The organism is Pseudomonas resinovorans NBRC 106553 (assembly GCF_000412695.1).
Taxonomy (GTDB): Bacteria; Pseudomonadota; Gammaproteobacteria; order Pseudomonadales; family Pseudomonadaceae; genus Metapseudomonas; species Metapseudomonas resinovorans_A.
The window spans coordinates 792504-815613 of sequence record NC_021499.1; the positions used below are offsets into that span (position 1 = coordinate 792504).

22 protein-coding genes and 1 pseudogene are annotated in these 23110 nt (G+C 64.1%); 5 read left to right on the top strand and 18 right to left on the bottom strand.

Annotation, left to right across the window (positions count from 1 at the left end; translation table 11 throughout):
* Positions 1-144 precede the first annotated feature (144 nt).
* The 5 genes from PCA10_RS03680 to PCA10_RS30125 all read right to left on the bottom strand — a co-directional run bounded on the left by PCA10_RS03680 (position 145) and on the right by PCA10_RS30125 (position 10379).
* On the bottom strand, positions 145-8862 hold the full coding sequence (locus PCA10_RS03680) for a glycoside hydrolase family 94 protein (RefSeq protein ID WP_016490676.1): 8718 nt from the start codon (positions 8860-8862) through the stop codon (positions 145-147).
* A 29-nt stretch (positions 8863-8891) separates the two neighbouring features.
* Positions 8892-9275, bottom strand: coding sequence for a hypothetical protein (locus PCA10_RS03685; RefSeq protein WP_016490677.1), 384 nt, complete (start codon positions 9273-9275; stop codon positions 8892-8894).
* A 147-nt stretch (positions 9276-9422) separates the two neighbouring features.
* A complete protein-coding gene (locus PCA10_RS03690; RefSeq protein WP_016490678.1) occupies positions 9423-9659 on the bottom strand; it encodes a hypothetical protein in 237 nt (78 codons plus the stop codon).
* Between the two features lie 44 nt (positions 9660-9703).
* A complete protein-coding gene (locus PCA10_RS03695) occupies positions 9704-9919 on the bottom strand; it encodes a CsbD family protein (protein WP_016490679.1) in 216 nt (71 codons plus the stop codon).
* A 163-nt stretch (positions 9920-10082) separates the two neighbouring features.
* Positions 10083-10379, bottom strand: a complete 297-nt coding sequence (locus PCA10_RS30125) for a hypothetical protein (protein ID WP_016490680.1) — start codon at positions 10377-10379, stop codon at positions 10083-10085.
* A 177-nt stretch (positions 10380-10556) separates the two neighbouring features.
* Between PCA10_RS30125 and PCA10_RS30560 the strand changes: the two genes are divergently transcribed.
* Positions 10557-10727, top strand: coding sequence for a hypothetical protein (locus PCA10_RS30560; RefSeq protein WP_016490681.1), 171 nt, complete (start codon positions 10557-10559; stop codon positions 10725-10727).
* A 718-nt stretch (positions 10728-11445) separates the two neighbouring features.
* Here the strand turns inward: PCA10_RS30560 and PCA10_RS03705 are convergent.
* Positions 11446-11985, bottom strand: a complete 540-nt coding sequence (locus PCA10_RS03705) for a DUF1003 domain-containing protein (RefSeq protein WP_016490683.1) — start codon at positions 11983-11985, stop codon at positions 11446-11448.
* Between the two features lie 124 nt (positions 11986-12109).
* Between PCA10_RS03705 and PCA10_RS30850 the strand changes: the two are divergent.
* A pseudogene (locus PCA10_RS30850) lies at positions 12110-12370 on the top strand (hypothetical protein); the annotation flags it as partial.
* 124 nt (positions 12371-12494) lie between these two features.
* Here PCA10_RS30850 and PCA10_RS03710 read toward each other — a convergent pair.
* Positions 12495-13106, bottom strand: coding sequence for a recombinase family protein (locus PCA10_RS03710; protein WP_016490684.1), 612 nt, complete (start codon positions 13104-13106; stop codon positions 12495-12497).
* Positions 13107-13178: 72 nt separating this feature from the next.
* Positions 13179-13532 carry a hypothetical protein gene (locus PCA10_RS30130; RefSeq protein WP_144276940.1) on the bottom strand — a complete coding sequence of 118 codons (354 nt, stop codon included), beginning with the start codon at positions 13530-13532 and terminating at the stop codon, positions 13179-13181.
* Between the two features lie 310 nt (positions 13533-13842).
* Between PCA10_RS30130 and PCA10_RS03715 the strand changes: the two genes are divergently transcribed.
* Together PCA10_RS03715 and PCA10_RS31080 are read left to right on the top strand one after the other, a co-directional pair.
* On the top strand, positions 13843-14310 hold the full coding sequence (locus PCA10_RS03715; protein WP_016490686.1) for a terminase small subunit-like protein: 468 nt from the start codon (positions 13843-13845) through the stop codon (positions 14308-14310).
* Positions 14307-14432, top strand: coding sequence for a hypothetical protein (locus PCA10_RS31080; protein WP_269451127.1), 126 nt, complete (start codon positions 14307-14309; stop codon positions 14430-14432). Before PCA10_RS03715 ends, PCA10_RS31080 begins: the two co-directional genes overlap by 4 nt.
* A gap of 50 nt (positions 14433-14482) precedes the next feature.
* Here the strand turns inward: PCA10_RS31080 and PCA10_RS30135 are convergent, their stop codons facing one another.
* The 10 genes from PCA10_RS30135 to PCA10_RS03765 all read right to left on the bottom strand — a co-directional run bounded on the left by PCA10_RS30135 (position 14483) and on the right by PCA10_RS03765 (position 21341).
* On the bottom strand, positions 14483-15286 hold the full coding sequence (locus PCA10_RS30135; RefSeq protein ID WP_016490687.1) for a hypothetical protein: 804 nt from the start codon (positions 15284-15286) through the stop codon (positions 14483-14485).
* A gap of 200 nt (positions 15287-15486) precedes the next feature.
* Positions 15487-15696 carry a hypothetical protein gene (locus PCA10_RS03725; protein ID WP_016490688.1) on the bottom strand — a complete coding sequence of 70 codons (210 nt, stop codon included), beginning with the start codon at positions 15694-15696 and terminating at the stop codon, positions 15487-15489.
* The gene (locus tag PCA10_RS03730) at positions 15697-15903 is read right to left on the bottom strand and encodes a helix-turn-helix transcriptional regulator (RefSeq protein ID WP_016490689.1); all 207 of its coding nucleotides are present in this window, start codon (positions 15901-15903) and stop codon (positions 15697-15699) included.
* A gap of 108 nt (positions 15904-16011) precedes the next feature.
* Positions 16012-16284, bottom strand: coding sequence for a hypothetical protein (locus tag PCA10_RS30140; protein WP_144276941.1), 273 nt, complete (start codon positions 16282-16284; stop codon positions 16012-16014).
* A 525-nt stretch (positions 16285-16809) separates the two neighbouring features.
* Positions 16810-18045 carry a tyrosine-type recombinase/integrase gene (locus tag PCA10_RS03740; RefSeq protein WP_016490691.1) on the bottom strand — a complete coding sequence of 412 codons (1236 nt, stop codon included), beginning with the start codon at positions 18043-18045 and terminating at the stop codon, positions 16810-16812.
* 375 nt (positions 18046-18420) lie between these two features.
* Positions 18421-18642: a hypothetical protein gene (locus PCA10_RS03745; protein ID WP_016490692.1), complete on the bottom strand. Its 222-nt coding sequence runs from the start codon at positions 18640-18642 to the stop codon at positions 18421-18423.
* An 11-nt stretch (positions 18643-18653) separates the two neighbouring features.
* Complete coding sequence (locus tag PCA10_RS03750; RefSeq protein WP_016490693.1) at positions 18654-19034, bottom strand: hypothetical protein; 381 nt, start codon at positions 19032-19034, stop codon at positions 18654-18656.
* Positions 19035-19246: 212 nt separating this feature from the next.
* Complete coding sequence (gene ppa, locus PCA10_RS03755) at positions 19247-19774, bottom strand: inorganic diphosphatase (RefSeq protein WP_016490694.1); 528 nt, start codon at positions 19772-19774, stop codon at positions 19247-19249.
* 78 nt (positions 19775-19852) lie between these two features.
* Positions 19853-20671, bottom strand: coding sequence for a M90 family metallopeptidase (locus PCA10_RS03760; protein ID WP_016490695.1), 819 nt, complete (start codon positions 20669-20671; stop codon positions 19853-19855).
* Positions 20672-20681: 10 nt separating this feature from the next.
* Entirely contained in the window at positions 20682-21341 is a 660-nt protein-coding gene (locus tag PCA10_RS03765; RefSeq protein WP_016490696.1) for a DedA family protein, read from the bottom strand.
* Between the two features lie 151 nt (positions 21342-21492).
* On the opposite strand from PCA10_RS03765, the gene PCA10_RS03770 reads away from it, so the two are divergent.
* The gene (locus PCA10_RS03770) at positions 21493-23085 is read left to right on the top strand and encodes a serine/threonine-protein kinase (RefSeq protein WP_016490697.1); all 1593 of its coding nucleotides are present in this window, start codon (positions 21493-21495) and stop codon (positions 23083-23085) included.
* Positions 23086-23110 lie beyond the last annotated feature (25 nt).

The following is a 23110-nucleotide window of genomic DNA, read 5'->3' on the forward strand; positions in this document are numbered from 1 at the left end:
GCGCCCGGCGAGCGTCTTGCAACTGAGCCTGTGTAATCCGGCCGCCAGGGCCTCGCACAGGGGCCAACCCTCCTGGCGGCCCGGATTCCACCAGATCCATCCCCTTTCCCGCTTTATGAGCGGCGGCCATTCGCCTGCCGGAGGCTATGCCGTGCCGTCCGTGCGCCCCGGCACCTGCGCAATGGCGTCCTCGGGCCAGGCCCGTGGCTGCGCCGGCCCGCAGGGTTGGCAGTGGACTTCGACATGGTGGTCCTGGCCATCGTCCACCAGGGGCACCCGGCGATCTTCGAGCCTTTCGCCATCGAGGCTGACCTGCTGGCCGCCCGCTACGCTGTCGGTCTGCACCAGGTCGATGTGGTACAGCGTCGAGCCGAAGCGGTAGCGCAGCCTGTAGCCCCGCCAGGCGGCCGGCAGCACGGGCGCGAAGCGCAGGCTCGGACCTTCGCGTTGCACGCCCAGCAGCGATTCGAGGATGAGGCGGTACATCCAGCCGGCCGCGCCGGTATACCAGCTCCAGCCGCCTCGGCCCCGGTGCGGGGCCATGGCATAGACATCGGCCGCCAGTACGTAGGGTTCGACCTTGTAGGTCTCGATGGCGTCGGCCAGGCCATGGCTGACCGGGTTGAGCATGTCCAGCAATTCCCAGGCCCGCGCGCCGTCGCCCAGCTCGGCGAAGGCCATGCTAGCCCAGACTGCGGCGTGGGTGTACTGGCCACCGTTCTCACGCACGCCGGGGACATAGCCCTTGATGTAGCCCGGATCCGGATCGGGCAGTGAACGGTCGAAGGGTGGCGCAAGCAGCAGGATCAGGCGGGCGTCGCGCTGCACCAGGTGCTCGAACAGCGAGTCCATTGCCTGGCGTCGGCGCGCGTCCGGGGCCACGCCCGAGAGCACTGACCAGCTCTGGGCGATGGCGTCGATTCGGCATTCGTCGTTGGCGGCCGAGCCCAGGGGAGAGCCGTCGTCGAAGTAGGCCCGTCGATACCAGGCGCCATCCCAGCCGTGCTGTTCCAGGTTTGCGCGTAGATCCGCGAGCCGCGCATTGCAGCGTGCGGAAAAGGCGACATCGCCTTGACCCAGTGCGATGGCCGCGAACTGCTCCAGCACCGCGTGCTGGAAGAAGCCCAGCCAGACGCTTTCGCCCTGACCCAGGACGCCGATCCGGTTCATGCCGTCGTTCCAGTCGCCGCTGCCTATCAGCGGCAGGCCGTGAATGCCTCGGGCCATTCCGCGCTCCAGGGCACGCAGGCAATGCTGGTAAAGGCTTTCCTGCAGCGTCGAGCGCTCCGGCAGGTCGTAGTAGGACTCCTCGCCGGCATTCAGTTCCCGTCCTTCGAGGTAGCTTACCGGCTCGTCGAGCACGGTCCGGTCGCCGGTCAGCTGCACATAACGGCTGACAGCCAGGGGCAGCCACAGGTAGTCGTCCGAGCAGCGCGTGCGTACGCCTCGGTCGAGAGGCGGGTGCCACCAGTGCTGCACATCGCCTTCCAGGAATTGATGGGCGGCGCAAAGCAACAGGTGCTGGCGTGCGCTTTGCGGGGCCGCATGCAACATGGCCATGCTGTCCTGCAGTTGGTCACGGAAGCCGTAGGCGCCGCCAGACTGGTAATAACCGCTGCGAGCCAGGAAGCGCGAGGCTATGACCTGGTACAGCAGCCAGCCGTTGAGCATCAGATCCACTGCGGGGGCTGCCGTTTCCACGCGCACCTGTCCCAGGGTTTCGCGCCAGTGCTCGCGTACGGCCTGCAAGGCTGCATGGGCAGCGCCACGGCTGAGGGCGTTGCGCAGCAGGCCCACGGCGGCTCCGGCGTCTTGCTCGGCGCCCAGGCAGAACACCAGCTCGCGTGAGGCTCCGGGGGCGAGCTCGATACCGACCTGGAGGGCTGCGCAGGGGTCGAGGCCGCCACCACAGTGCCCGAGGAGCTGCCCCTGCGCCATGGCGGCCGGCGCCTGGAGGTTGCCGTTGCGGCCGATGAACTCGCTGCGGTCCGCGGTGTGGCTGCGGCAGGGAGGGTCCATCGCGAAGAAGGCGACCCGCCCTGGGAACTCCATCGAATAGGGATTGCGCGCGAGTAGCGCGCCAGTGCCGTCGTGGACCTCGGTGACCAGGTGCATGGCGGTCTTGTCCCGCAGATCGCCCAGCACCCATTCGACATAGCCGGTGATGGACAGTTTGCGAGGGCGCCCGGACAGGTTGCGGACTTTCAGCAGGGAGTACTTGATCGGCGTGTCGAGTGCCACGCAGACCCAGAGTTCGCTTTCGATACCCTCTTCGCGATGCTCGAAGCAGCTGTAGCCAAAGCCGTGGCGTATCACGTACGGGCCATTACCGCGCCGGGGCAAGGGGGTAGGTGACCAGTAGTGCCCGGTCTCCTCGTCGCGCAGGTAAAGGACCTCGCCACTGGCGTCACGGACCGCATCGTTGTGCCAGGGCGTCAGGCGGAATTCGTGGGCGTTCAGGTTCCAGGTGTAGGCGCTTCCACTTTCCGAGATGACGGTGCCGAACTGCGGATTCGCCAGCACATTCACCCAGGGGGCCGGGGTGGCGACGCCGGGCCCCAGCTTGATCACATACTCGCTGCCGTCGCGACTGAAGCCGCCATAGGCGTTGGCCAGGCACAGGGTGGGATCGGCGGCGCCAGCCGCCGGTATCGGGGGCTGTGCCGGCGGGGGTATGAGGTCGGGGTCGAAGCGCGGCCACGGCGCCTTGGGCTGCCGGCGAAGGATCTGGTCGTGCAAGGTGCCAGCCGTGTCGTTGAGGATGATCCGCGCAACCGCCTTGATCAGGGTGCGATCTTCCTGCGAGAGCTGTTGCGCCGGCCGCACGAAAATCCCACCCGATCGGTCGACCAGGCTGGCTTCGGCGCCCGAGGTGATCAGACCCATGATCAGGTCCTGCAGTTGCTGCCGGTATCCGGCGCTGTCTTCGTTCCAGATCACCAGGTCGACCGCCAGGCCCTTTTGCCGCCAATAGGCATGAGCCTGTACCAGCTGGCGCACCAGCTCGATGTTGGCCGCGTCGGCGATCTGTACCAGCACGATCGGCAGGTCACCGGAGATCGCCTGGCCCCACAGGCCGGTTTGGTTGCGCTGATTGCCGGTCAGGGCGCCGTTCTTCGCCCTCAGCGCGGCATTGGCGTAAAGGATGGAGGCGGCCATCTGCTCGTAGAGCCAGGCGTCGGCCAGGGATGCGTTGAGTTGGCGCAGCAGCACCTGGCTGTGGGTCCAGGCGAGGTCGAAGACCCGGTCGGCGAGGTGGCGGTCACGGTACTTGTCGATCAGTTGCAGGCAGCCCTCGCGGCTTTCGCTGACGCCGCTGATCAGGTCGATGGTGGCGGCCTGGCCCGCATCGAGGGTGACGCGGCAGCGGATCGCGACAATAGCGTCCAAGACCGAGCCGGAGGCGCCACCCAGTACCTCCGCGCCGGCATCCATGGCCGCCGGGTGAACCAGGCCGCGACCTCGGCCGATGAAGCGCGCGCGGTCGGTCTCGTAGGAAATGCTATCGAGGTCTGCTCCATGGACCGCCAGCAGGTGGCAGAACCAGGGCGCCTGTTCCTCGCTCGAACGTGGCCGGCGCGTGCAGAGGATCGCCTGCAACGGCTTGAGCAATTCGGTCTGCACGAAGAGATTGCTGAATGCACGGTGCAGCGCATCGCTGATGGCCGGCGCCAGTACCACTTCGGCGTAGCTGGTGAGCTCGATGCTGCGCCGGGTACGGGCACGGTTGGTCAGGGTGATCCGGCGCAGCTCGATGTCATCTTCCGGGGATACGACGATCTCGCTGTGGGCGTCGAAGTCCCGGTGGCGAACGCGGAACTCCGCGCGGGCGTCGGAGAAGATGGCTTCGTACTGGTCCGGACGCTTCAGCGTCGGCTGGTGCGCGGCGGACCAGAACTCGCCACTGGCGATATCGCGCAGGTAGCAGAACATGCCCCAATCATCGCAGGTGGCGTCCTCATGCCAGCGGGTCACGGCCAGCTCGCGACAGCGGCTGTAACCGCCGCCGGCGCTGCTGACCATCACGTGGTAGCGGCCATTGGAAAGCAGTTGCACGGCAGGCAGACGGCGCCCCGGATCAGCGTATACCCGCAGCCTGCTTTCGATGGGCCGGGTGGCGGTGCTGCTGGCCTGAAGGTCGTAGGTGTACTGGTACTCCTGTGCGCTCTTGGGCACGCGTTCCTGCAGAAGCAATGCGCTCGCCTGGAACTGCGGATCCGACTCGAAGCGCTTCTGCATGGGGCGGTCCAGCAGCAGGCTGGCCAGTGCCAGCAAACTCATGCCCTGGTGGTGGGCCATGAACGAGCGAACCACCGCGGAGCTTTGCCCGCGTGGCAGGCGCGCCTGGGTGAAGTCGATGGCTTCGTACAGGCCGTAACGACCAGCCAGGCCTTGTGTCGCCAAGGCTTGCAGATTCCGGCAGGCCAGCTCGGGGGCCACCAGCAGGGCGAGCGCCGAGGCGTAGGGCGCCACCACCATGTCGTCGCCCAGGCCTCGTTTGAGGCCCAGGCCGGGCACCCCGAAGGCCCGGTACTGGTAGTTGAAGTGCGCATCCAGGGTGTTGTAGCCGGACTCCGAGACGCCCCAGGGAAGCCCCAGTTGCTGGCCGTACTCGATCTGCCTGGCGACGGCGGCGCAGCAGGTCTGGTCGAGCAGGGTGCCTTCGTATCTCGGCATCACCAGCAGCGGCATCAGGTACTCGAACATCGAGCCGGACCAGGACAGCAGTACCGGTACGCCACGGGTGCTGGTGAGCAACCGGCCGAGGCTGAACCAGCTCGCCTGGGGCAACTGGCCCTGGGCGATTGCCACGAAGGTGCTCAGCCGCGCCTCGGACGCGAGGAGGTCGTAGTAGCCGGCATCCTGGCGGCGCTCGTCGACGTTGTAGCCGATGCAGAACAGGTTGCGCTCGCCGTCGTAGAGGAAACCGAAATCCATCTTCGCCAGGCCTGCCGCTGTTTCCGCCAGGCGCTCGGCATCGCTGATCCGTGCGGCTGCATGACGGCGAACCGCACTGACGCTGTCGCGCATCGGTTCCGGCCACTGCCCGGCGTCGAGCTGGGCGAGCTGGCGCCAGGAGGGCAGGGACGTGAGGTTGGCGGCAGCGGCTCCGTCGTCGGAGTTGGGCAACAGGCAGAGACGCAGTTGATCGTGCAGGTCCGCGCATTGCGCGCGCAGGGCTTGCAGCCAGAACGCGGCATCGCTGTCGGGTGCGGCTTCGCTGGCCGTCGCCAGTTCCTCCGCGCGGTCGCGCAGTGCTTGCAGGCAGCCGCAGGCTGCCGCCAGAGATGTCGGCGGTTCGGCCAGTACTGCATCCAGCATGTCGCGAAGCCTGCGCAGGGATGGCCTTGAGTGTTCTTCGTCGGCGCAGGCGACCTCCAGCAAGTCGAGGGTGTCTTCGAGGCCACGCAGCTGGTTTGGCTGGAAGGGGCTGTCGTCGGCCAGCGCCAGAAGCCCCGGACTCAGTGTCAGCAGCATGCCCGCCAGGTTGCCGCTGTCCACGGTCGATACATATTGCGGGGCCAGGGGCTGCAGCGTCCGGGTGTCGTACCAGTTGTAGAAGTGCCGGCGGTGACGGTCGAGGCCCGCCATGGTGGCCAGGGTCCGTTCGCATCGCTGCAGCAGGCGCGCCGCGCTCAGGTAGCCGAAGTCATAGGCCGCCAGGTTGGCCAGGATGGCCACCCCTATGTTGGTCGGCGACGTGCGGTGGGCGAGGATGGTGGTGGGATGCTCCTGGAGGTTGTCGGGTGGCAGCCAGTTGTCTTCGGGGCCGACATGCTGGTCGAAGAATGCCCAGGTCTGGCGCGCCAGGTTGCGCAGAAAGCGCAGGTCTCCCGGTGATGGGGCAAAGCGCCTGGGCGTCGAAGGCCTGCTCAGCCACCAGGCGATAACCGGGCTCGCCAGCCACAGCAACAGCAGGGGAAAAGCGGCCGCCAGGGCCAGGGGTTTCATCACCAGCAGCGCCACGAGCAGCAAGGCCAGCGCCGGGCCGATCCACATCATCCGGTACAGGCCGCTCAGGTGGTTGGTGCTGGTGCGCTCAACCTCCCGTGACGGGCTCCACTGCAACAGCAGGGATTTGCTGACGTACATGCGCCACAGGGTGCGCAGGATCGCGTCGAGGCTGTAGTGGGTCTCATGGGGCAACCAGGCCAGGCTCAGCAAAGCGCGGGAAAAGTGCTGGGAAGAAGCGCGCAGGGTGGCCGTGAGGTGCTGCCCCAACGACATGTCGTGGGGCTTGCGCAGGAGATCGAGCAGTGAGGCGAGCAGCGGCGTGAGCATGCCGATGGCCAGTACCGCCAGGGTCCAGGCCAGGGGCTGGTCCATCAACAGCCAGCCCGCCAGGAACATGGACAGGAATGCGGCGGGTTCGAGGCTGCGCCGCAGGTTGTCGGCAATCTTCCAGCGCGACAGGGCGCAAAGGCGATTGCGCTGGCGGCGGCCGTGGGCGTTGGGTGCCCAGGGCAGGGTCCAGGGCAGCAGTTGCCAATCTCCGCGAATCCAGCGGTGGCGGCGTTTCACATCGCTGCTGTAGCGCGATGGGAATTCCTCGTAGAGCTGCACGTCGCTGAGCAACCCTGAGCGTGCGAAACAGCCCTCGATCAGGTCATGGCTGAGGATGCTGTTGTCCGGGAAGTGGCCGTTGAGAGACTGCTCGAAGGCATCCACTGCATAGATGCCCTTGCCGATGAACGAGCCCTGCTGGAACAGGTCCTGGTACACGTCCGATACGGCGCGGGTATAGGGGTCGACCCCGGCGTCGCTGCCGAGCAGTTGGGCATAGGTGGAGCGAGCGGTGCTCGGCAGGCTGATGCCAACCCGTGGTTGCAGGATGGCGTAGCCACCGATGATGCGTTGCCCCTGAGGATCGATACGGGCGCGGTTGAGCGGGTGGGCCAGGGTACCGACGAACTGCCGCGCCGCATCGCGCGGCAGTTGGGTATCGGTGTCGAGGGTGATGACGTAGTTCACCTGCCAGAGGACGTCGATCCTGCCGACGATCAGGGCGAAGCGTTCCAGGCCAGCGCCACGCAACAGCGCGTTGAGCTCGGAGATCTTGCCGCGTTTACGCTCAAAGCCCATCCAGGTTCCCTCCGCAGGGTTCCAGCGACGCGCCCGGTGGAACAGGAAGAACCTGTCCACGGCCGCGTCGGGGTACTTGCGGTTCAGCGCTTCGATGCGTTCCCGCGCCAGGGTCTGCAACTCGGCGTCCTGCTCCCGGACCTCGGTACTGGCATCCAGGAAGTCGCTCAGCAGGGCGAAATGCAGGTTGTTGTCGCGGTTGGCCAGGAAGCGGACCTCGAGGCCTTCGCAGAGCTCGTCGATGTCCTTGGCACTGCCGATCAGGGTGGGTACCACCACCAGGGTGCGTGCCTCGGCGGGGATGCCTTTGCTGTAGTCCAGGCGCGGGAGTTGGTGTGGCGCCACGGTCAGGGTGACCAGCCAGTTCACCAGGCTGACCGCCAACCGGCTTGCCATCAGGGCGGCTGACAGCGCCAGCAGGGCCACTGCAAAAGACGGCAGGGCGCTGGATAGCGCCCAGTGGATGAAGGGCCAGGTCAAACCCAGGGACAGCAGCGCAACCGGGCCCAGGTAGAAGAGCAGGGGGGCACTCTGCAGCAGGCGCTCCCAGCGTTCCCGGACCGTCAGGCGTACAGCCAGGCGTTGTTCGAGTTCAGGCCGTCCCTTGTCGATCAGGTAGTAGCCGACATGGCCGGCGATCTCCTCGGACGGGGCGCGTCCTGCCAGATCGAGAGCGGTGCGGACTACGGTTATTTCCGTGCTTTCGCAATGCTTGGCCAGGTGCTCCACCACGTGCCGGTAGAGGTCGCGGGTGGCGAATTCCATGGCGCCGTATATGCCGGCCGGGTCTTCGTGCAATGCCTGTTCGACGTGGCTCATGGCCTCGACGAAGTCGCGCCAGTTGGTGGCTGACAGCAGGCGCAGGCTGGCAATGCTGTTGCTGACGGCCACCTGATCCGCGGCTTGCTGCTGGGCATCGGCCGATACCAGGCGCTCGATGCTCAGCCCCGACTCGGCCAGGTGCTGTTCGATCCAGCTCAGCGGCAAGGCCAGCGCCGCGCTCTGGCCTTGCAGTCGTCGGGCCAGCTCGGCGACGAAGGAACTGGTCATCGGTGGCGCAGTACGTGCCATGTCAGCCACTGTCAGTACGACGCTCTTCGGGTCCTGCTCGGCAATCTCGGCCAGCCGGTCGGCCCAGTCATCGGCCAGGTTGCGGTCATCCCAGTTGGCCATGACGCGCGAGGCCACGCGGCGCAAGTTCTCGATCAACGCTAGGCGCAGCATGATGGGAATGGCCCAGAGTTCGCCGAGCTTGAGCGGCGATACGGCCTGGTAGGCGCGGACGAAGTGGCTGAGGCTGTCGCAGTCCACCCGTCCATCACCGTGGGAGATGGTCTCCAGGGCGATGTCATAGACCCGCGGCAAGCCCTCGGAACCGCCGGAGGCCAGGTGCGGCAGCTCGCGGCAGTATCCCTTGGGCAGGTGTTTGCGTGCGGTGCGGATCTGCTCTTCGATCAGATAGTGGTTGTCCAGCAGCCATTCCCCTGCGGGCGTGATGCGCCGGCTGGACAGCGAGGCGGCCGTGAGAATTCGGCAACTGCTGGCGAGGGTCGCTTCGTTGTCGTTCAGTCGCTGCAACAGCCCATCCGGCGTCCTGTGGGGGCTCAGTCGGTGCAGCCCTGCCAGGAGCGGGCCGTGTTGCTCCATCTGATCCGCGCTGAACAGGTCCGAGCGCAAGTCGGGCTCGTACTCGAAATGTCGGAAGGCCGTTTGCCAGCGCGAGAGCAGGGCGTTGAGGCTAGGTGGCCGGAGCGATGTCAGGGCACGAAGAATGTCCATCCCGGATGCCTGAGGTTGTGGTCGCCGCGTCAGCGATCGGCCCGCTGGTCGCGGCTGCGATCGAGCAGGAAGCTGCACAGGAGTCCGATGCCGAAGGCGGCCGCGCTCCAGGGGGCCAGTGCCAGCGCTACGGGCATCAACAGGAACGCACCGAGCAGCGCGGAGTTCGTCAACAGCGTCGGGATGCTTGCGCGCACGCCCGACTGCTGGGGCCATGGCGTGTAGTGACGCAGCATGGCCTTGATGGGAACCCATGCCGCCAGGCCGATCATGGCCAGGACACAGCCTTCCAGCCAGGGATCATGCGGGCCAGAGAACAGCAGGAAGGCCGTCAGCACGATCGCTGCACTGCCATTCATCAGCAGATCGGCCCGATGGGCAGTCTGGCTGCGCTTCGGCAAATACATGTTCATCGTGGCTCACCCCGGCCAAGTGCTGTGCAGAGTCGCCTTGTCGAGTCTGGGTGGGGGGGGGGCGAGGGCGTCTGTCTGCTAGCGCACATAGGTGAGCGTTGCGTCACTGTGTCGGGCCGGGGGAGGTGGCTGGTGACGACGCGTGGATTAGACGATCCGGCACGAATTCTGAGGTTTGGCGCTATTGGCCTTGGTCTGCCGGGTGATGCTTTGCAGGCTGATCAGGTCCTTGCCGGAAGCGAGGAAGTCTTCATAGCGCACCAGGCTGGAACTCGACACCGGGACATTGATAACAGTAGGCGTATCGTCTGGCGGACGCTCGCGCCGGGTGATCCGGATGATGTTGCCGGAACTCCTGGAAACTACGAAGTATGCAGAGATCATGGTGAACTCCTTTGCGAGGCCAGCCCTTCAGGTGATGCTCGCAGCTAGAGGGTGCGGCTTCTCTCGAAAAAGCTGATCACTTGCTTCTCGGCTTCTTCATGGCTCATCTGGTAGCGCTCCTCGATCAGGTTGGCCAGTTTCTGGGTGTCACCTTCGGAGCCAATTAGTTCGGCTACGGTCAGTTCATCCCAGACAACCCTGGCAGTACCTACCAACTCTCGCCATTTGCCCTTGATGATGTCTGCAAGAATCCTGCTCATGGTCTGACCTCAGTCATTGGATGGCGTACTCGCGAACGGGCGAGTGCTCATCAGAACCAGGATGGCAGCGGCGATATGATCGGTCGGTGCGCCATCGCGCTTAGCACCGACTGTCTCGCGAGGAGCCTGGCCGTTGCAGCGAAGGCGAGTGCCTGACGGGGAATCAGCGCTTGGGAGCCTCGACGGGGACTAAGCCGGTGAGCTCATCATCACCACGTGGAGTGATGGGCTGGTCGAAGCATGGATTTTGCTGCATTTCCTGCCGCAGAGGCTGCTCGCCGACGGCTTTATTCTCGGCTGGGCGTTCTGGTAGCAGCTCGCATCTTTTCTTGATGACCGCGTCGATCTTGTCGAGGAAGTGGTAGAGGGCGCGAGTTCGTTGTCTGCGCGCATGGTTAACCGCTTCCTGCCCAGCGCTATCGAGAGTATCGGGAGTATGGCTATCGTTTTCGTCGGTCATGTCGGCTTCTCACTGGAGGAATTACGGTCTGCGGGTATGGTGTCAGGCTCGCTGCACTCGGTCGGTGCGTTGGGCCTCTTAACCCTCCGTGGGCTGGCGCACCGAGAGGCTGCCGAGGACCTGCAATGATCGGTAGAAGGCACCGCAACCCGCAGCGCCTCCGATCCAGAGGTCGTCATGCACACTTACATCGATCCCAACCTGCCTCGAAAAACCGGCAAGCGTCGCTCTCGACGGCCGCCGCCCTTTAAGACGTCCGGCGAGTTGCTACTCCACCATGTCGAGGAGGCGAACGACGCGGCACGCGTACCAAAGAGCGACGAACTGCCGCAAGGGCCCAAAACATGAGCCTTGCGCGCTGTCGAGCATGAGTGCGGCGGCGCACCGACGTAGGTCTTGCACTCTGCAATGCTCAGGTAGCCGGCCCGCCGTATTCCGGGCCCTATCGAGAGCACCATGAGCATCTCAAGCTGTAGCGAAAAAACTACCTGGCCCCAAAGGCCCGCTGATCTTGGACAGTTGCATGAGGGCACGCCACGCTTGCCAGTCTTCTCCCGGGCGGAACTTTATTCGTTCCCGGTGCCGGAAGATGACGTAGAGGCCGACCTGATCGTCGTACCCACATGCCCGGAGGCCCCTCCGGCAAAACCTCCGACCCCGTAATCACACACCTACACAGCGGGCTTGTGGCGCCAGGCCGGTCCCATCACCTTGATGGATGTGTTATCCGCATCTGCGCTTGTACGCGTTACGCACCGATGCAAGGAGAGACAACATGAAATGCGTGAACTGCTTAGGTGAGGCGCGAACGATTGACGCTCAGATGAATGGGATTGACATCAATTGTCCCAACTGCGGGCATTTCTCTGTGTCTGCAAGCGTTCTAAGGCAGAGACCTGGGCGGTCACTGGACGCCGAGAAAACCCGGGTGTTTCTCCACAACGAACTCGATATCAACCCAGGACATCTCCCCGTGATCAATAGCGAGAACGTGATCTGGGCACCAACCGGCTAGCCTTTGCCCGAGTGGATTGATCGTCCTTTCCGGGCTTCCGCCATCTTGCGATCAGCCACCTTTGACTACCTGCCCGTGAACTTCGAGGGTCAACAGCTCGATGCGCTCTGTCAGCTCCTTGGTCAGTTCCGTGAGCCGGGTATTTCGTTCCAGCAACTCCAGCAACTGGGCGCTGCTCTGCGCTGCGATGGCTTGCCGCTGCTCATTGGCGATGGCAAGCGTCTCCCGGTGTTTTGCATCTGCTTCGGCATGTGCCTTGTCCCGGGCGGCTTGGCGCGTTTGCGCGAGCAGGATTAGCGGTGCCGCGTAGGCCGCCTGGAGACTGAAGGCCAGGTTGAGCAGGATGAAAGGGTAGGCGTCAAAATGGACCAGGCCCACAAGGTTCGCAGCAATCCAGACCAAGACAATTGCAGTTTGTGCCCCCAGGAAAAGCGGTGTGCCAAAGAACCGCGCGAATGCTTCGGCCTTGAGGGCGAACGAATCATTGCCAAAGGTCGGTGCCAGGTGCTCATGGGGGCGATGGAAACGCATGTGGTCATTGGCGACTTGGGTGGTCGATAACGACGCGGTGTTGGAGGGGGGCGTTTTCATTGGACTCTCCTGCTGGGCCCTGCCGGCTACCTTCCATGAGTCTGAGCGCCCGGATACCTGTGTAGTGTTCCGAAGTCGCATCCCGAATAGGCCCCAAGCTACCTGCGCATTGCCTATCTGCAGGTTGTGGCGTATCGAACTGCGCTATCGCCACTCCATCATCCAGCAATTCGCGTCCGGCATCGATTGATGCTCATTCCTACCTGCCCATCGAAACCAAGCCTTTGAAGCCTTCTCGGGGCATCTGGACGGTCTGTGGCGGTACGGTCTGGGGCAATTCAAACTGCTGGCTTGCCCTGGCTATTTCGAACCCAACTGGCCGCTGATCCGAAAGGACGTGGGGGGCGATCTGCTGGTGGACTGGCTACTGGAGGAAACCGAGTACAGCCTGCCATCACCAAGATGGAGTAGTGCACCGATATGTATATCTCCACTCTGCGCAGCACATCGAGGCCATGGGCGGACAGCTAGAGGTGATTTGGCATGGAAGCGCTGGAGTTTGAGTCGCCCTACATTTCTCGTTTGATACGCAGGACGGTAGTTGTAGAACAGTCGGCATGCCGCGCCGTAGATCTAATGCCGAGACCCGCCCTCAGAAGCTCGGCGACCCGCTTGTGCAGATCGGCGTCGACCGGGCGCCCCTTGTACTTGCCTTCATCCTTGGCTTTCTTGATGCCCTGGGCCTGGCGCTCGCGGCGCTGCTCATAGTCCTTGCGGGCGATGGCGGCCATCATCTCCACCAGCATCGAATTGATGGCGCCGAGCATGCGCCTGGTGAACTCGTCACCCTTGGTGTCGGCGATACCCTGGTGGCTGGTGGGCAGATCGAGCGCGACGATGCGCAGGCCCTTGGAGTCGATGGCAGCCTTCAGCTTCTGCCAATCCTCGGCAGGCAGGCGGGAGAGGCGGTCGATGGATTCCACCAGCAGCACGTCACCCTTGCGCGCATCCTTCAGCAGGCGCAGCAGCTCCGGCCGGTCGGCCTTGGCGCCGCTGGCGTTCTCCAGGTACTCCGCGGCGATCACGCGATCATGGCGGGCAGCGAACTGCTCCAGGACCTCGCGGGCTCGGCTGGCATCTTGCTCGAAAGTGGAGGCGCGGAGGTAGGCACGGACGAACATGATTCCTGGCTCCTGTATCATTTGAGGTGCTTTTTAAAAACTGTTGCACTTTGGGTGTTACTTTTCAATGAATCAGTACGAAGAAATCCCCGTCGCGCCGTTTGTAATTAGGTATGCCTTTTTGAAAACGAACAACAGAGTCGGCCAGAAGCAGCCAACAGCGGCTTCGGCGGTGGCCGCTGGCGATTTCGAGAAGGAATAAAGTGACCAGTCAAAGCCTGTTTTGGCGCCCGAAAACGAGGTGCGTTCGCCCATGAGAAGGGAGGCGAGATACTCCTCTGCAGAGACTTCGTTCTGCTCCCTGGCACAGAGGTACTCACCAGAAGTAGAGGTCAAGCCATAATAGCCTTCCGCTTTCTTCGCAGTGCCGCCGCCCACCTGCAGCCCGGCGGGCGCACCTGGCCCGGCTGAACTAGGAGTGCGCAATTTTGCGCAGTCGTTCTGCACCGGCCAGATAAAGTGACTAGACGGCTACTTTTACCAATCCGGCTACTTCCTTTTTTTGACCAATCTGCCCTCGGTCTAAAAATAGCTCTTATCTATTGGATGGTTGATTTTTTGAGCGTAAAATCTATCATCAGTTTTAGATTGCGCCCCTACGCGCGCCACCTCCGAAGCCCGGCCCCTGTCGGGCTTTTTCATGTCCGCCGCCAGAACCATTGGAGCGACCAGACGAAGCCGTAAAGCCAAGGCTGCTGCCTGCGCGAAGGGCGCGGCGAACTGACGAGGTGCCAATATGCGCAAGAAGAACCCCAGCAAGACCCCCACCGACAACCCGGCGGCCAAGCCAGCGGAGCCGACTAAGCCCAAGCGCGGCCCCGGCCGCCCGACCACCTACAGTGCGGAAATGGTCGAGCGCATCTGTGCCGCGCTGATGGAGCCCTGTTCGCTGAACCGCCTGTGCAAACGCCCAGGCATGCCGGCGCGTGCAGTGGTCTGCCGCTGGTTAATCAGGCACGAAGAATTCCGCCTCGCCTACCAGGCGGCCATGGCGGTGCGTATTGATCTGGTCGTCGATGAGACGCTCGACATCGCCGACGACGCAGAGCTTGATCCGGCGGCGATCAGCAAGGCCAAGCTGATGATCGACAGTCGTTGGCGGATGGCCGAGCGCCTGGCCGCGCGCAAGTACGGAATCAAGCAGCAGGTTGAAACCAGCGTCACCCAACTGACCCATGAGCAGTGGCTGGAACACCTGACTTGACCGCAGGGCTCGACGGGCTGGCGATCCGGCAGCGCCTGAAGGATGACTTCCTCCACTACACGCCGCGCTGCCTGAACATCCGCACCAAGGCGGGCGGGGTGACGCCGTTCACGTTGAACTAGGCCCAGGTCTACCTGCACAACATCGCAGAGCGGCAACTGCGCAAGCAGGGCTATGTGTCTGCGCCTGAATAGTCCGCAAGCCACTCGTCAACGCTTTGGTCCTCCGGTCTCTTATGTTGATAGGGTGGAATGCTCGCTCCCGTAAACCCGCGCCCCTTAATCACCTTGTTACCGTAATTCTTGTCGCTCGTAGTTTGTTTTGCTTGAAAGGCATGTGCTCCCTGGCTTTGAGCGAAATCCTTGTCCGGCATTCTTGTCTGGACGCTGTCCGGAATGTGTCTGGGTGTTGTCTGCAACTTGTCCGGCAGAATTGCGGCGTGCACAAGGCGCGAAGGTACAGTCAACGGACGTAGCGAACTGGCATCCATGCGGTCGTTCTGCACGGTCGCAGTAAACAGAATCCCCTTCAGGTTGCCCATATAGTCGTGGAACGACGAGAGGCGTTTGGGCTCCGGAAGCTCTGTTGATCTCCAGAAGCGATAGAAGTGGCTGCGTTTGCCGATACGAAAATGTCCTTTCGGCAATGCTGTCCCCTTCTTGGCAGATCCGACATTCCGGCAGCGGGTAAGCTCTGCATTGAAAATGACATAGGGCGATGCGTCTGTTGTTGGCGACAGAAACTGTAGGGTTACGCCAGGGGCTTTATGTGGCCCGTAGTGGCCTGTCGTGTAACCGCAAAATTCATAGGCCTCCAATCCAAGTGCGGTCAGGATTTCTCGGGCAAGGCCGGCCGTATGCTTCTTCAGCCATTCAGGTGGGACCGGTTTCCCACTTGCAGGTTGGATGATGATGCGTCCAAGTTCGATGCTAATTTCATCACCACGGCGGAGTAGCTTCGAGGCGAGAGGCGTCATGGGCTACCCCTGGCTTTTATGGTCCAGCAGGCCGAGAGGACTGTGTGGGGCGTCGCAGCGCTGACGTGCGAGGACGGACAAACACACCTGCAGAGCAAGCGAGATAATGGTGCCTGTGACTGCGGGTGGTTCGCCGGCCGTGGAGGAAGTCCGAATGCGGGCATTCGTGCTTACGACGGGAGTAAGGCGGGATGCTTGGCTCATTCTGCGTCCCGCGCTTCGATCTTGGCAGCCAGCCACCCCTTTCGCTCCAGGTAGGCGTTCATAATGTTCAGCTCCCGGCGGGCAGCGATGCTGTCCACCAGGCTAAGGTACAGATGCTCCAGCAGGTGAATGCACTGGGCTGCGGTGCTGGTATCATGGCCGTGCGACGGGCTGCGTTCTTCTTCGGGAGGCGTGGCCTTTTTCATTTAGGCGTCCTCGCCCAGCTGCTCGGCAACCCAGGCCTCAATCTCCCAGCTGTCCCAGCCGACGATGTGCGAACCAGCGATGCGGCGGCACTTCGGGAAGCGCCCCTCTTTCATCAGGTCGTAAATCATGGTGCGGCCCAAGCCGGATTTTTCCTTCACAGTCGGCAGGCGCATGATACGGCGGGACTGTTGAGTCTTTGCGGCCATCGTCGTTACCTCTAGGTAAGCCCCGGTGTGGGGCGGACGACCGCATGAAATCAGGCTTTTCTGGGTAAGCCCTATGCACCCAACCCACTAATTTCTCACCCAACCCACTTACCCAGCGGACAGGGCTTTGCGGATGGTTTCGAATGAGTCGGGCAGATTGAGATGCTGTTTTACCAGTTCGGCAAGCAGTCTTTTGCTGGCGGGCTCCTTTCTCGCCGCCTGAATCTCCGCGGCCTTCGCTCGCCATCGCTGGCGCTCGATCTCCCTGGCCGAGCGGTCTTCGCGTGGCTTGGCTGCCGAGTCCTTGCGAATGCTTCGTAGCTGGGCGCCAAGGGAGGCATCCGACTCGCATGGGACGTTGATCGCGGGGTTGGTGCTCACAAAACGCTCATACTCAGTCTGGCTTACCAGAAGATCAGAGGCCTGGAAACGAATGCCGTCTGGCGCAGTGCTAGAGAGAGGCGTGCACACCGTCTGGCTGTCGTCCGAGTATCGCACCAGGCTGGCAGGCTCCAAGTTGAGCGAGTAGACCGTGACAGACCCTTCGGCTAGGCATTCGCAGGCTTCTCGCGTTGAGAGACGGCCGTAACTCCCTGGAAATTGCCTTGCATGCCTGGGCTCTTCATCCCATAGCCCGGCTACACGCCACAGCCCGAGCTGGGGTGGCGCGTTCACGCAAACGCTCAGCCGGCCCGCCGTAACCAACTGAACCAATTCTTCTTGCTCGTCCCTTAGCATGCTAGCCACGTTGGCCAACGGAAGTGCCTTAGCCTGCGATCCCCAAGCTTCTACTGTCTTGCTCAATCTCTTGCTCTCTCAGGTGCCCCACTTTTTGAAGTAGCCGGCCAACCAGGCGGGTGGGAAGTCCGCTGTTTGTCACGTCGGACTAGGCTGGCCGGTGCTCAGTCAGGCGCGCTTGAAGCCGCCCTGAATCACGTTCCCCGCTGGCGGGGTGGTCGCGTACTGCGCCCAGTCGGCCATCAAGGCGCGGCGTTTCTCGAAAAAATCGGATCGGGAATAGGCGCCCTCGGTCTGGTCGCGCTCGTCATGGGCCAGCGCCAGCTCGCAGACTTCGCGCGGATAATGGGTGCGCTCGTTTGCCCAGTCGCGGAAGCTCGACCGGAAGCCATGGCGGGTGATGTCTTCATGCCCCAAGCGGTGCAACAGGTTGCGGATTGCGTTGGCGTGCAGTACGCCGGTCTTGCCCTGGCCGGGGAACAGATACTGGCTGCCCTCAATGCGTGGCATGGACTCCAGCAACTCGACCACTTGCGCAGGCAGGGGAATATCGAAGGCTTGGCGCACCTTCATCCGGTCGGCGGGCAACGACCATACGCCGGCTGCCAGATCGAATTCAGGCCAGGCAGCAAAGCGGATCATTTTCAAGCGGGCGCCAGTCAGGATCAGCAGGCGGGCGGCCAGTGCGTCCCGGCCTTCGATCTGCGCCAGCCGTACCATCAGTCCCGGCACGTCGCGCCAGTTCATTGCGGGGAAGTGCTGGCGTTTGCGAGCTTTCTTCTTCTCGGCCCGGCCCAGCAGGTTCTCCAGGTTCCCCCGCCAGAGCGCAGGGTTGTCGCCGTCGCGCAGTCTGCGGGTCTTGGCGGCGGCCAAGACGGCTTCAATTTGGCCACGTACTTCATCAGCCGTGCGGGTCTTGGTCGCCCATATCGGTTTCAGCACCTGCAAGATGTGCTCGGTGTCGATGGCGCTGGCGGGGAGAGTGCCGATAACGGGGAAGGCGTACAGCTCCAGTTTGCGCATCCAGCCCTTGCGCCATTTGTCCGACCAGCTCGCCCCATGGGCCTCCATGTACTCGGTCGCCAGCGACTTGAAGTCGCGGCGCTTGGCTTCCTGCTGGCGCTGCACCTCGCGCTGCCGCTCGCGTTCGGCGTCACGGGCTGCCATGGGGTCGGCACCAGCGGCCAGCAGTTTGCGCTGATCGGCAGCGGCCAGACGGGCTGCCTTCAAGCCCACCTCGGGAAAGCCGCCTAGCCCCATCTCACGGCGCTTGCCGTTGAGCTGAAAGCGCAGCACCCATGACTTGCGTCCGGTGGCCTTCACCACAAGACGCAAACCGTCGCCGTCTTCGTAGGTGCCAGGCTCGGCCAGATTCTCGACCTGTTTGGGGTTCAGCTTGCCCATGTTCTGCTCCGACCCGCTGTTTCTGTTCCCCCACTTGTTCCCCCACTTTTTCGCGGCAAGGGGCAGGTTAGGGCGAACGCCTGCGGACAATTATTAGGCTGAAAGCCGCGTGGAATCTAGGCTTTGCGGATAGTTGCGAAAAACTGCGGACAATAAAAAAGCCGGCTTGTGGCCGGCTTTCCGTGAGAGGTCGGGGCTTATTTTTGGTAAGCGCCAACCACTTTAGATTTCGTTTGCAGATCAGGTGCTTAGCTCTGCTGAGGGCGCGGAATGTAGCAAATTTGCACTACTCCCGCTACACCAAGGCGATGTGTTGCCGCCAAGTGGCGCGCACTATACCTCACTGAGGCGTTTGGCTGTAACGCGCGTCGGTCATTACTGCTTGCCGCCCCTGATGTTGCCGGCCACCCCGCCGGCGATACCGCCAATGGCGGCGCCAGTCCAGGCACTGCCGCCGGCGATCGCGGCGATGCCGGCGCCGGCTGCGGCGCCAATGGCCGCGCCGCTCATGGTGCCCTGTTGGCGTGAGCTCATGTTGGTGCAGCCCATCGCGCTCATCAGGGTGAGGGCTGCGGCAAACCATAGGAATCGCTTCATCTTCGCCTCCGCTAGGGGTTCTGCTTCAGGCCGGGTACGACCATCTCGAACCAGATGGTCTCGATGACGGGGCGGGTCACGTGCTCGGGGTGGGCGGCGTACCAGCGGTCGAGCCCTTCGCGCACGGAGTCGAGCGAATGGCCCTTCATGCCCCTGCCGAAACGGGGAATCAGGCTTCGGTCATCGGCTGGCGGCTTCGATCCGTGGAAGGCCGCTTCCACCTGGTAGGCGTTGGCGATGCCGACGAGATAGGCCTTCTTGACCTGCTCCGACGACTGCGTCCATTGCTCGCCGGTGACCAGCGGCACCTCTGCGGCGCGGGCAATGCCTGATGCCGTTGCCAGAGTCACGCATGCCACCAGGGCGAGCATGCCCGATCGCAATTTCCTCATCCCTTGCCCTCCTCGTTCTGACGCCGTGGCCCGCCCGCCAAGGTCTTGGCAGGGCGATATTTTGCTATCGAACAAGTGTAGATGGTCGACGCGCGCTGGCATCAAGGGCGGACGAGCGCGGCGAATCCGCTGCTCTTTGTTGCGGCCAGGCACAAAAAAGCCCGGCATGGGCCGGGCTTTCTGTGCCGCTGGCGGGGTGACCCCCGCAGGGCTTACTTCTGGTAAGCGGCGACCGCTTTGGTGATCTCGGCGCGGGCGGCGTCAGCGTTGCCCCAGCCTTCGACTTTCACCCACTTGCCTTTCTCGAGGTCTTTGTAGTTCTCGAAGAAGTGCTTGATCTGCTCCAGCAGCAGGGCCGGCAGGTCGGTGTATTCCTTCACGTCCTTGTACAGGACGCTCAGCTTGTCGTGGGGAACGGCCAGCAGTTTGGCGTCGCCACCGGCTTCGTCGGTCATGTGCAGGACGCCGACCGGACGGGCGCGGATGACGGAACCCGGAGCCACCGGGTAGGGGGTGACGACCAGCACGTCCAGGGGATCGCCGTCGTCAGCCAGGGTGTTGGGGATGTAGCCGTAGTTGGCCGGATAGAACATCGGGGTGGCCATGAAGCGGTCGACGAACAGGCAGTCGCTGTCCTTGTCGATTTCATATTTGATCGGCGCATGGTTGGCCGGAATCTCGATCGCGACGTAGATGTCGTTCGGCAGGTCTTTGCCAGCCGGGATCTTGCTGTAGCTCATGGTCAACTCCCAGGGGTGGGGCCAAAAAAGTGGGCGCGATTATAGGCACATTAAAAGGCCGATGCCACGCAGTTCTGCTCATCCATTGGTCGCGTCGCGGTAGTCCGGATGTCGGTCCTGCAGGCGCTTGAGGCGGGCCAGGGGGTCCTGCCGGTAGAAGGCCTGGAGCTGGCGGTAGACGGCGGGGAAGGCCTCATCCAGCAGATCCGGGGCGGTGAAGAAGTACTCGCTGGCGACGGCGAAGAACTCCGCCGGGTCTTCGGCGGCGTACGGGTCGATGGGGGGCGCGGCGTCGGGGTCGCGGTCCAGCGCTTCGTTCAGCGAGTCGTAGGCCGTCTGCATGGCCAGGGCCCAGTCGGATTGGCGCATGTCGCGGTGCAGCGGCGGCAGGCCGTTGGGCGAGCCGTTGAGCATGTCGAGCTTGTGCGCGAGTTCGTGGATCACCAGGTTGTAGCCGTCCCAGCCGCCGCTGGCGCGCACGCCGGGCCAGGCGAGGATCACCGGGCCGAACTGCCAGGCCTCGCCGCTGCGCTCGTCATCCCATTCGTGTTCCACGCCGGCGGCGTCGCGATGGCGTTGCGGGCTGACGAAGTCGTCGGGGTAGAGCACCAGTTCGTGGAAGCCCTGGTACCAGTCGAGGTCCGGCAGGTGCAGCAGCGGCAGCTGGGCCTGGGCGGCAAGTTGCAGGCGGTCCTCGGTGGACAGCTCGACGCCGGGCAGGGCGCTGATGCGCTTGGTGTGCAGAAACAGCACGCAGCGCTCGCGCAGGCGCTGGTCTTCGGCCTCGTCCAGGCCGTCGAGGATCGGCAGGCGCCGGCGCAGGGCCGCCCACTGCTGTGGGTCGACCGGGTTGCGAGCGAGGATGCGCCGGCGGCGCCAGGTGCGGAAGGACCACATGGCGCGTGGCTCAGTGCGACTGCTGGGCGCGCTTGGCGGCTGGGCGAAAGCGGCTGCGCAGCATGCCGATCAGCATCGGCAGCAGCGACAGGCCGATGACCACGACCACCATCAGCGACAGGTTCTGCTTGATGAAGGGAACGTTGCCGAAGAAGAAGCCCAGGGTGACCAGGCCGCCCACCCAGAGGATGGTGCCGAGCACGCTGAAGGCGAAGAAGCGCGGATAGGGCATGCGGCCCACGCCAGCGACGAAGGGGGCGAAGGTCCGCACGATGGGCAGGAAGCGCGCCAGGGTCACGGTCTTGCCGCCGTGGCGGTCGTAGAACTCGTGGGTGCGTTGCAGGTAGTCGCGGCGGAAGATCTTCGAGTCGGGGTTGCTGAACAGGCGCTCGCCCGCCGTACGCCCGACCAGGTAGTTGAGGCTGTCGCCACTGATGGCGGCGATCATCAGCAGGCCGCCCAGCAGCCAGGGGTCCATGGCGCCACCGGCGCTGACGGCGCCGGCGATGAACAGCAGGGAGTCGCCGGGCAGGAAGGGCATCACCACCAAGCCCGTCTCGCAGAAGATGACCAGGAAGAGGATGGCGTAGATCCAGGTTCCGTAATTGGTGACCAGCAGATTGAGGTATTGGTCCAGGTGCAGGATGAGGTCGATCGGGTTGAAATCCATGAGACGCCTTGTGCAGTGGAGCGGCGGGAGAGGGCGGTAACCCCCGCATTATAGGGAAAAGTCCTGCGCCGCCGCCTGGGCAATGGCCGAATGGTGAACGGCATAAAGGCTGCAACTGTTTCCATTGTTTTCCCGGATCAGGATGCCTGCCATGGCCTTGCAGCTACTGGAACACCCCGCCGTGAGCCTGGCCCAAGGGCACGGCCTGGACCTGCCCAGCCAGGCGGCCAGGGCTCGCGCCACCTGGGTGGCGGGGCGCCAGGGGCGTCCGCCCGTGTTGCTGGTGGCCCTGCTCTGGGGACGCTCGTGCACCACCGTGGTGCAAATGCTGGGGCAATACCTGGATGCGCTGTTCGCCGACTACGGCTGCACCCCCGAAGGCTGGAGTGAAACCCAGGCGGCGCGGCAGGTGCTGGCGGCGCTCAATCTCCAATTGTTTCGTCGCCGCCAGGCGGGCGAGCGGCTTCCCGAACTGAGCGCCGGCCTGTTGCTGGTGCAGGACGGCGAGGCGCATTTTCTCCAGGCCGGCGCCATAGGCCTGGTGCGCTTCCAGGGCGATCAGGAACAGGTCCTGGTGGGCCGCGACAACCCCTTGGGCAGCCAGGCGGAGCTGGCGCTGACCCAGCACAGCCTGCCGCTTGCTCCCCATCAACCGCTGTTGCTGGCCCCCCAGCCGCTGCTGGAGGTGGCCGACCTGCGCGCCCTGCGCGAATCCTCCAGCGGCCTGCGCTCGGGTCAACTGGGCAGCCTGCTGGAACCGCTGCTCAGCGCGCCCGGCGCGGCGGCCCTGGTCTTGCCGGGAGAGCCTCATTACCTGCCGCCCCAGGCCTCGGCCGGGCAGAGGCCGAAGCTCGCCGCCGCCACCCTGGGGCAGGAAGTGGATGGTTGGCGTCTGCTCGCGCCCTGCGACTACGGCCCGCCGGGGCGCCTGTTCCGCGCGGCGGAGGAGGGGCGCGAGGCCTTGCTCTGGCTGGCCGAGGGGGATGCCGACGAGGCCTTCTGGCAGCGTGAATGGGTGATGCGCCGCAGCCCGGTGGCGACCCTGCCGCAGGTGCTGTCGCCGCGTCAGGTGCGGCGTCATGCCTTCCTGCTCTACGCCATGCCGCCGGCCGGTGCCCAGAGCCTGGCCAGGCTGCGCGATGGTCGCGGGCCGCTGGATGCCGAGGCCACGCTGTCCATTCTGGTGCAGTTGATCGAGGCGGTGCGCTCATTGCAGCGGCGCGGCATGCAGGGGCTCTGGCTCAACCCGCGGCAGATACTGCTGGATGAGCGTGGCCAACTGCTGCTGTTGCCGGAGTTCGCGGCCATCCTGCCCGGCGTCGCGCGGCAAGCGGCGCCGGCCCAGGCCATTCCGCTGGCCCCGGAGCTGCGCCACGAACGGGCCCTGGATGGCAGCGCCGATCAGTTCGCCCTGGCGGCACTGGGCTATTGGCTGCTTGGCGGCCAGTGGCCGGAGGCGGCGCGGCCCGAGGGCGGCCAGGCGAGTCGCTACGTCCCCCTGGGCGGCCGCGTGCGTGGGGTGCCCGACGGCTGGGATGGCGTGCTGGCCAAGGCGCTGTCGCCGCAACCACGGGCGCGCTATGAGGCCTTGTCGGAATTCCAGGTGGCCCTGGAACGGCTCATGGAGCAGGCGCGTAGGCGCAAGCCGGCACGCGAGCGACGCAGCTCCCGGCCGTTGACCGTGGCGCTGCTGCTCGCGGTTCCGCTGCTGCTGGGGTTGGGCCTGTGGATGGGGCTGGGGTAGGACGACTCAAGCCCGGACCGGCCGG

What these genes read in the sequence shown, in the direction of transcription:
- PCA10_RS03680 (WP_016490676.1), bottom strand. Translation starts at nt 8,862, where the DNA reads ATGGACATTCTTCGTGCCCTGACATCGCTCCGGCCACCTAGCCTCAAC.
- PCA10_RS03685 (WP_016490677.1), bottom strand. Translation starts at nt 9,275, where the DNA reads ATGAACATGTATTTGCCGAAGCGCAGCCAGACTGCCCATCGGGCCGAT.
- PCA10_RS03690 (WP_016490678.1), bottom strand. Translation starts at nt 9,659, where the DNA reads ATGATCTCTGCATACTTCGTAGTTTCCAGGAGTTCCGGCAACATCATC.
- PCA10_RS03695 (WP_016490679.1), bottom strand. Translation starts at nt 9,919, where the DNA reads ATGAGCAGGATTCTTGCAGACATCATCAAGGGCAAATGGCGAGAGTTG.
- PCA10_RS30125 (WP_016490680.1), bottom strand. Translation starts at nt 10,379, where the DNA reads ATGACCGACGAAAACGATAGCCATACTCCCGATACTCTCGATAGCGCT.
- PCA10_RS30560 (WP_016490681.1), top strand. Translation starts at nt 10,557, where the DNA reads ATGCACACTTACATCGATCCCAACCTGCCTCGAAAAACCGGCAAGCGT.
- PCA10_RS03705 (WP_016490683.1), bottom strand. Translation starts at nt 11,985, where the DNA reads ATGAAAACGCCCCCCTCCAACACCGCGTCGTTATCGACCACCCAAGTC.
- PCA10_RS03710 (WP_016490684.1), bottom strand. Translation starts at nt 13,106, where the DNA reads ATGTTCGTCCGTGCCTACCTCCGCGCCTCCACTTTCGAGCAAGATGCC.
- PCA10_RS03715 (WP_016490686.1), top strand. Translation starts at nt 13,843, where the DNA reads ATGCGCAAGAAGAACCCCAGCAAGACCCCCACCGACAACCCGGCGGCC.
- PCA10_RS30135 (WP_016490687.1), bottom strand. Translation starts at nt 15,286, where the DNA reads ATGACGCCTCTCGCCTCGAAGCTACTCCGCCGTGGTGATGAAATTAGC.
- PCA10_RS03725 (WP_016490688.1), bottom strand. Translation starts at nt 15,696, where the DNA reads ATGAAAAAGGCCACGCCTCCCGAAGAAGAACGCAGCCCGTCGCACGGC.
- PCA10_RS03730 (WP_016490689.1), bottom strand. Translation starts at nt 15,903, where the DNA reads ATGGCCGCAAAGACTCAACAGTCCCGCCGTATCATGCGCCTGCCGACT.
- PCA10_RS03740 (WP_016490691.1), bottom strand. Translation starts at nt 18,045, where the DNA reads ATGGGCAAGCTGAACCCCAAACAGGTCGAGAATCTGGCCGAGCCTGGC.
- PCA10_RS03745 (WP_016490692.1), bottom strand. Translation starts at nt 18,642, where the DNA reads ATGAAGCGATTCCTATGGTTTGCCGCAGCCCTCACCCTGATGAGCGCG.
- PCA10_RS03750 (WP_016490693.1), bottom strand. Translation starts at nt 19,034, where the DNA reads ATGAGGAAATTGCGATCGGGCATGCTCGCCCTGGTGGCATGCGTGACT.
- ppa (WP_016490694.1), bottom strand. Translation starts at nt 19,774, where the DNA reads ATGAGCTACAGCAAGATCCCGGCTGGCAAAGACCTGCCGAACGACATC.
- PCA10_RS03760 (WP_016490695.1), bottom strand. Translation starts at nt 20,671, where the DNA reads ATGTGGTCCTTCCGCACCTGGCGCCGCCGGCGCATCCTCGCTCGCAAC.
- PCA10_RS03765 (WP_016490696.1), bottom strand. Translation starts at nt 21,341, where the DNA reads ATGGATTTCAACCCGATCGACCTCATCCTGCACCTGGACCAATACCTC.
- PCA10_RS03770 (WP_016490697.1), top strand. Translation starts at nt 21,493, where the DNA reads ATGGCCTTGCAGCTACTGGAACACCCCGCCGTGAGCCTGGCCCAAGGG.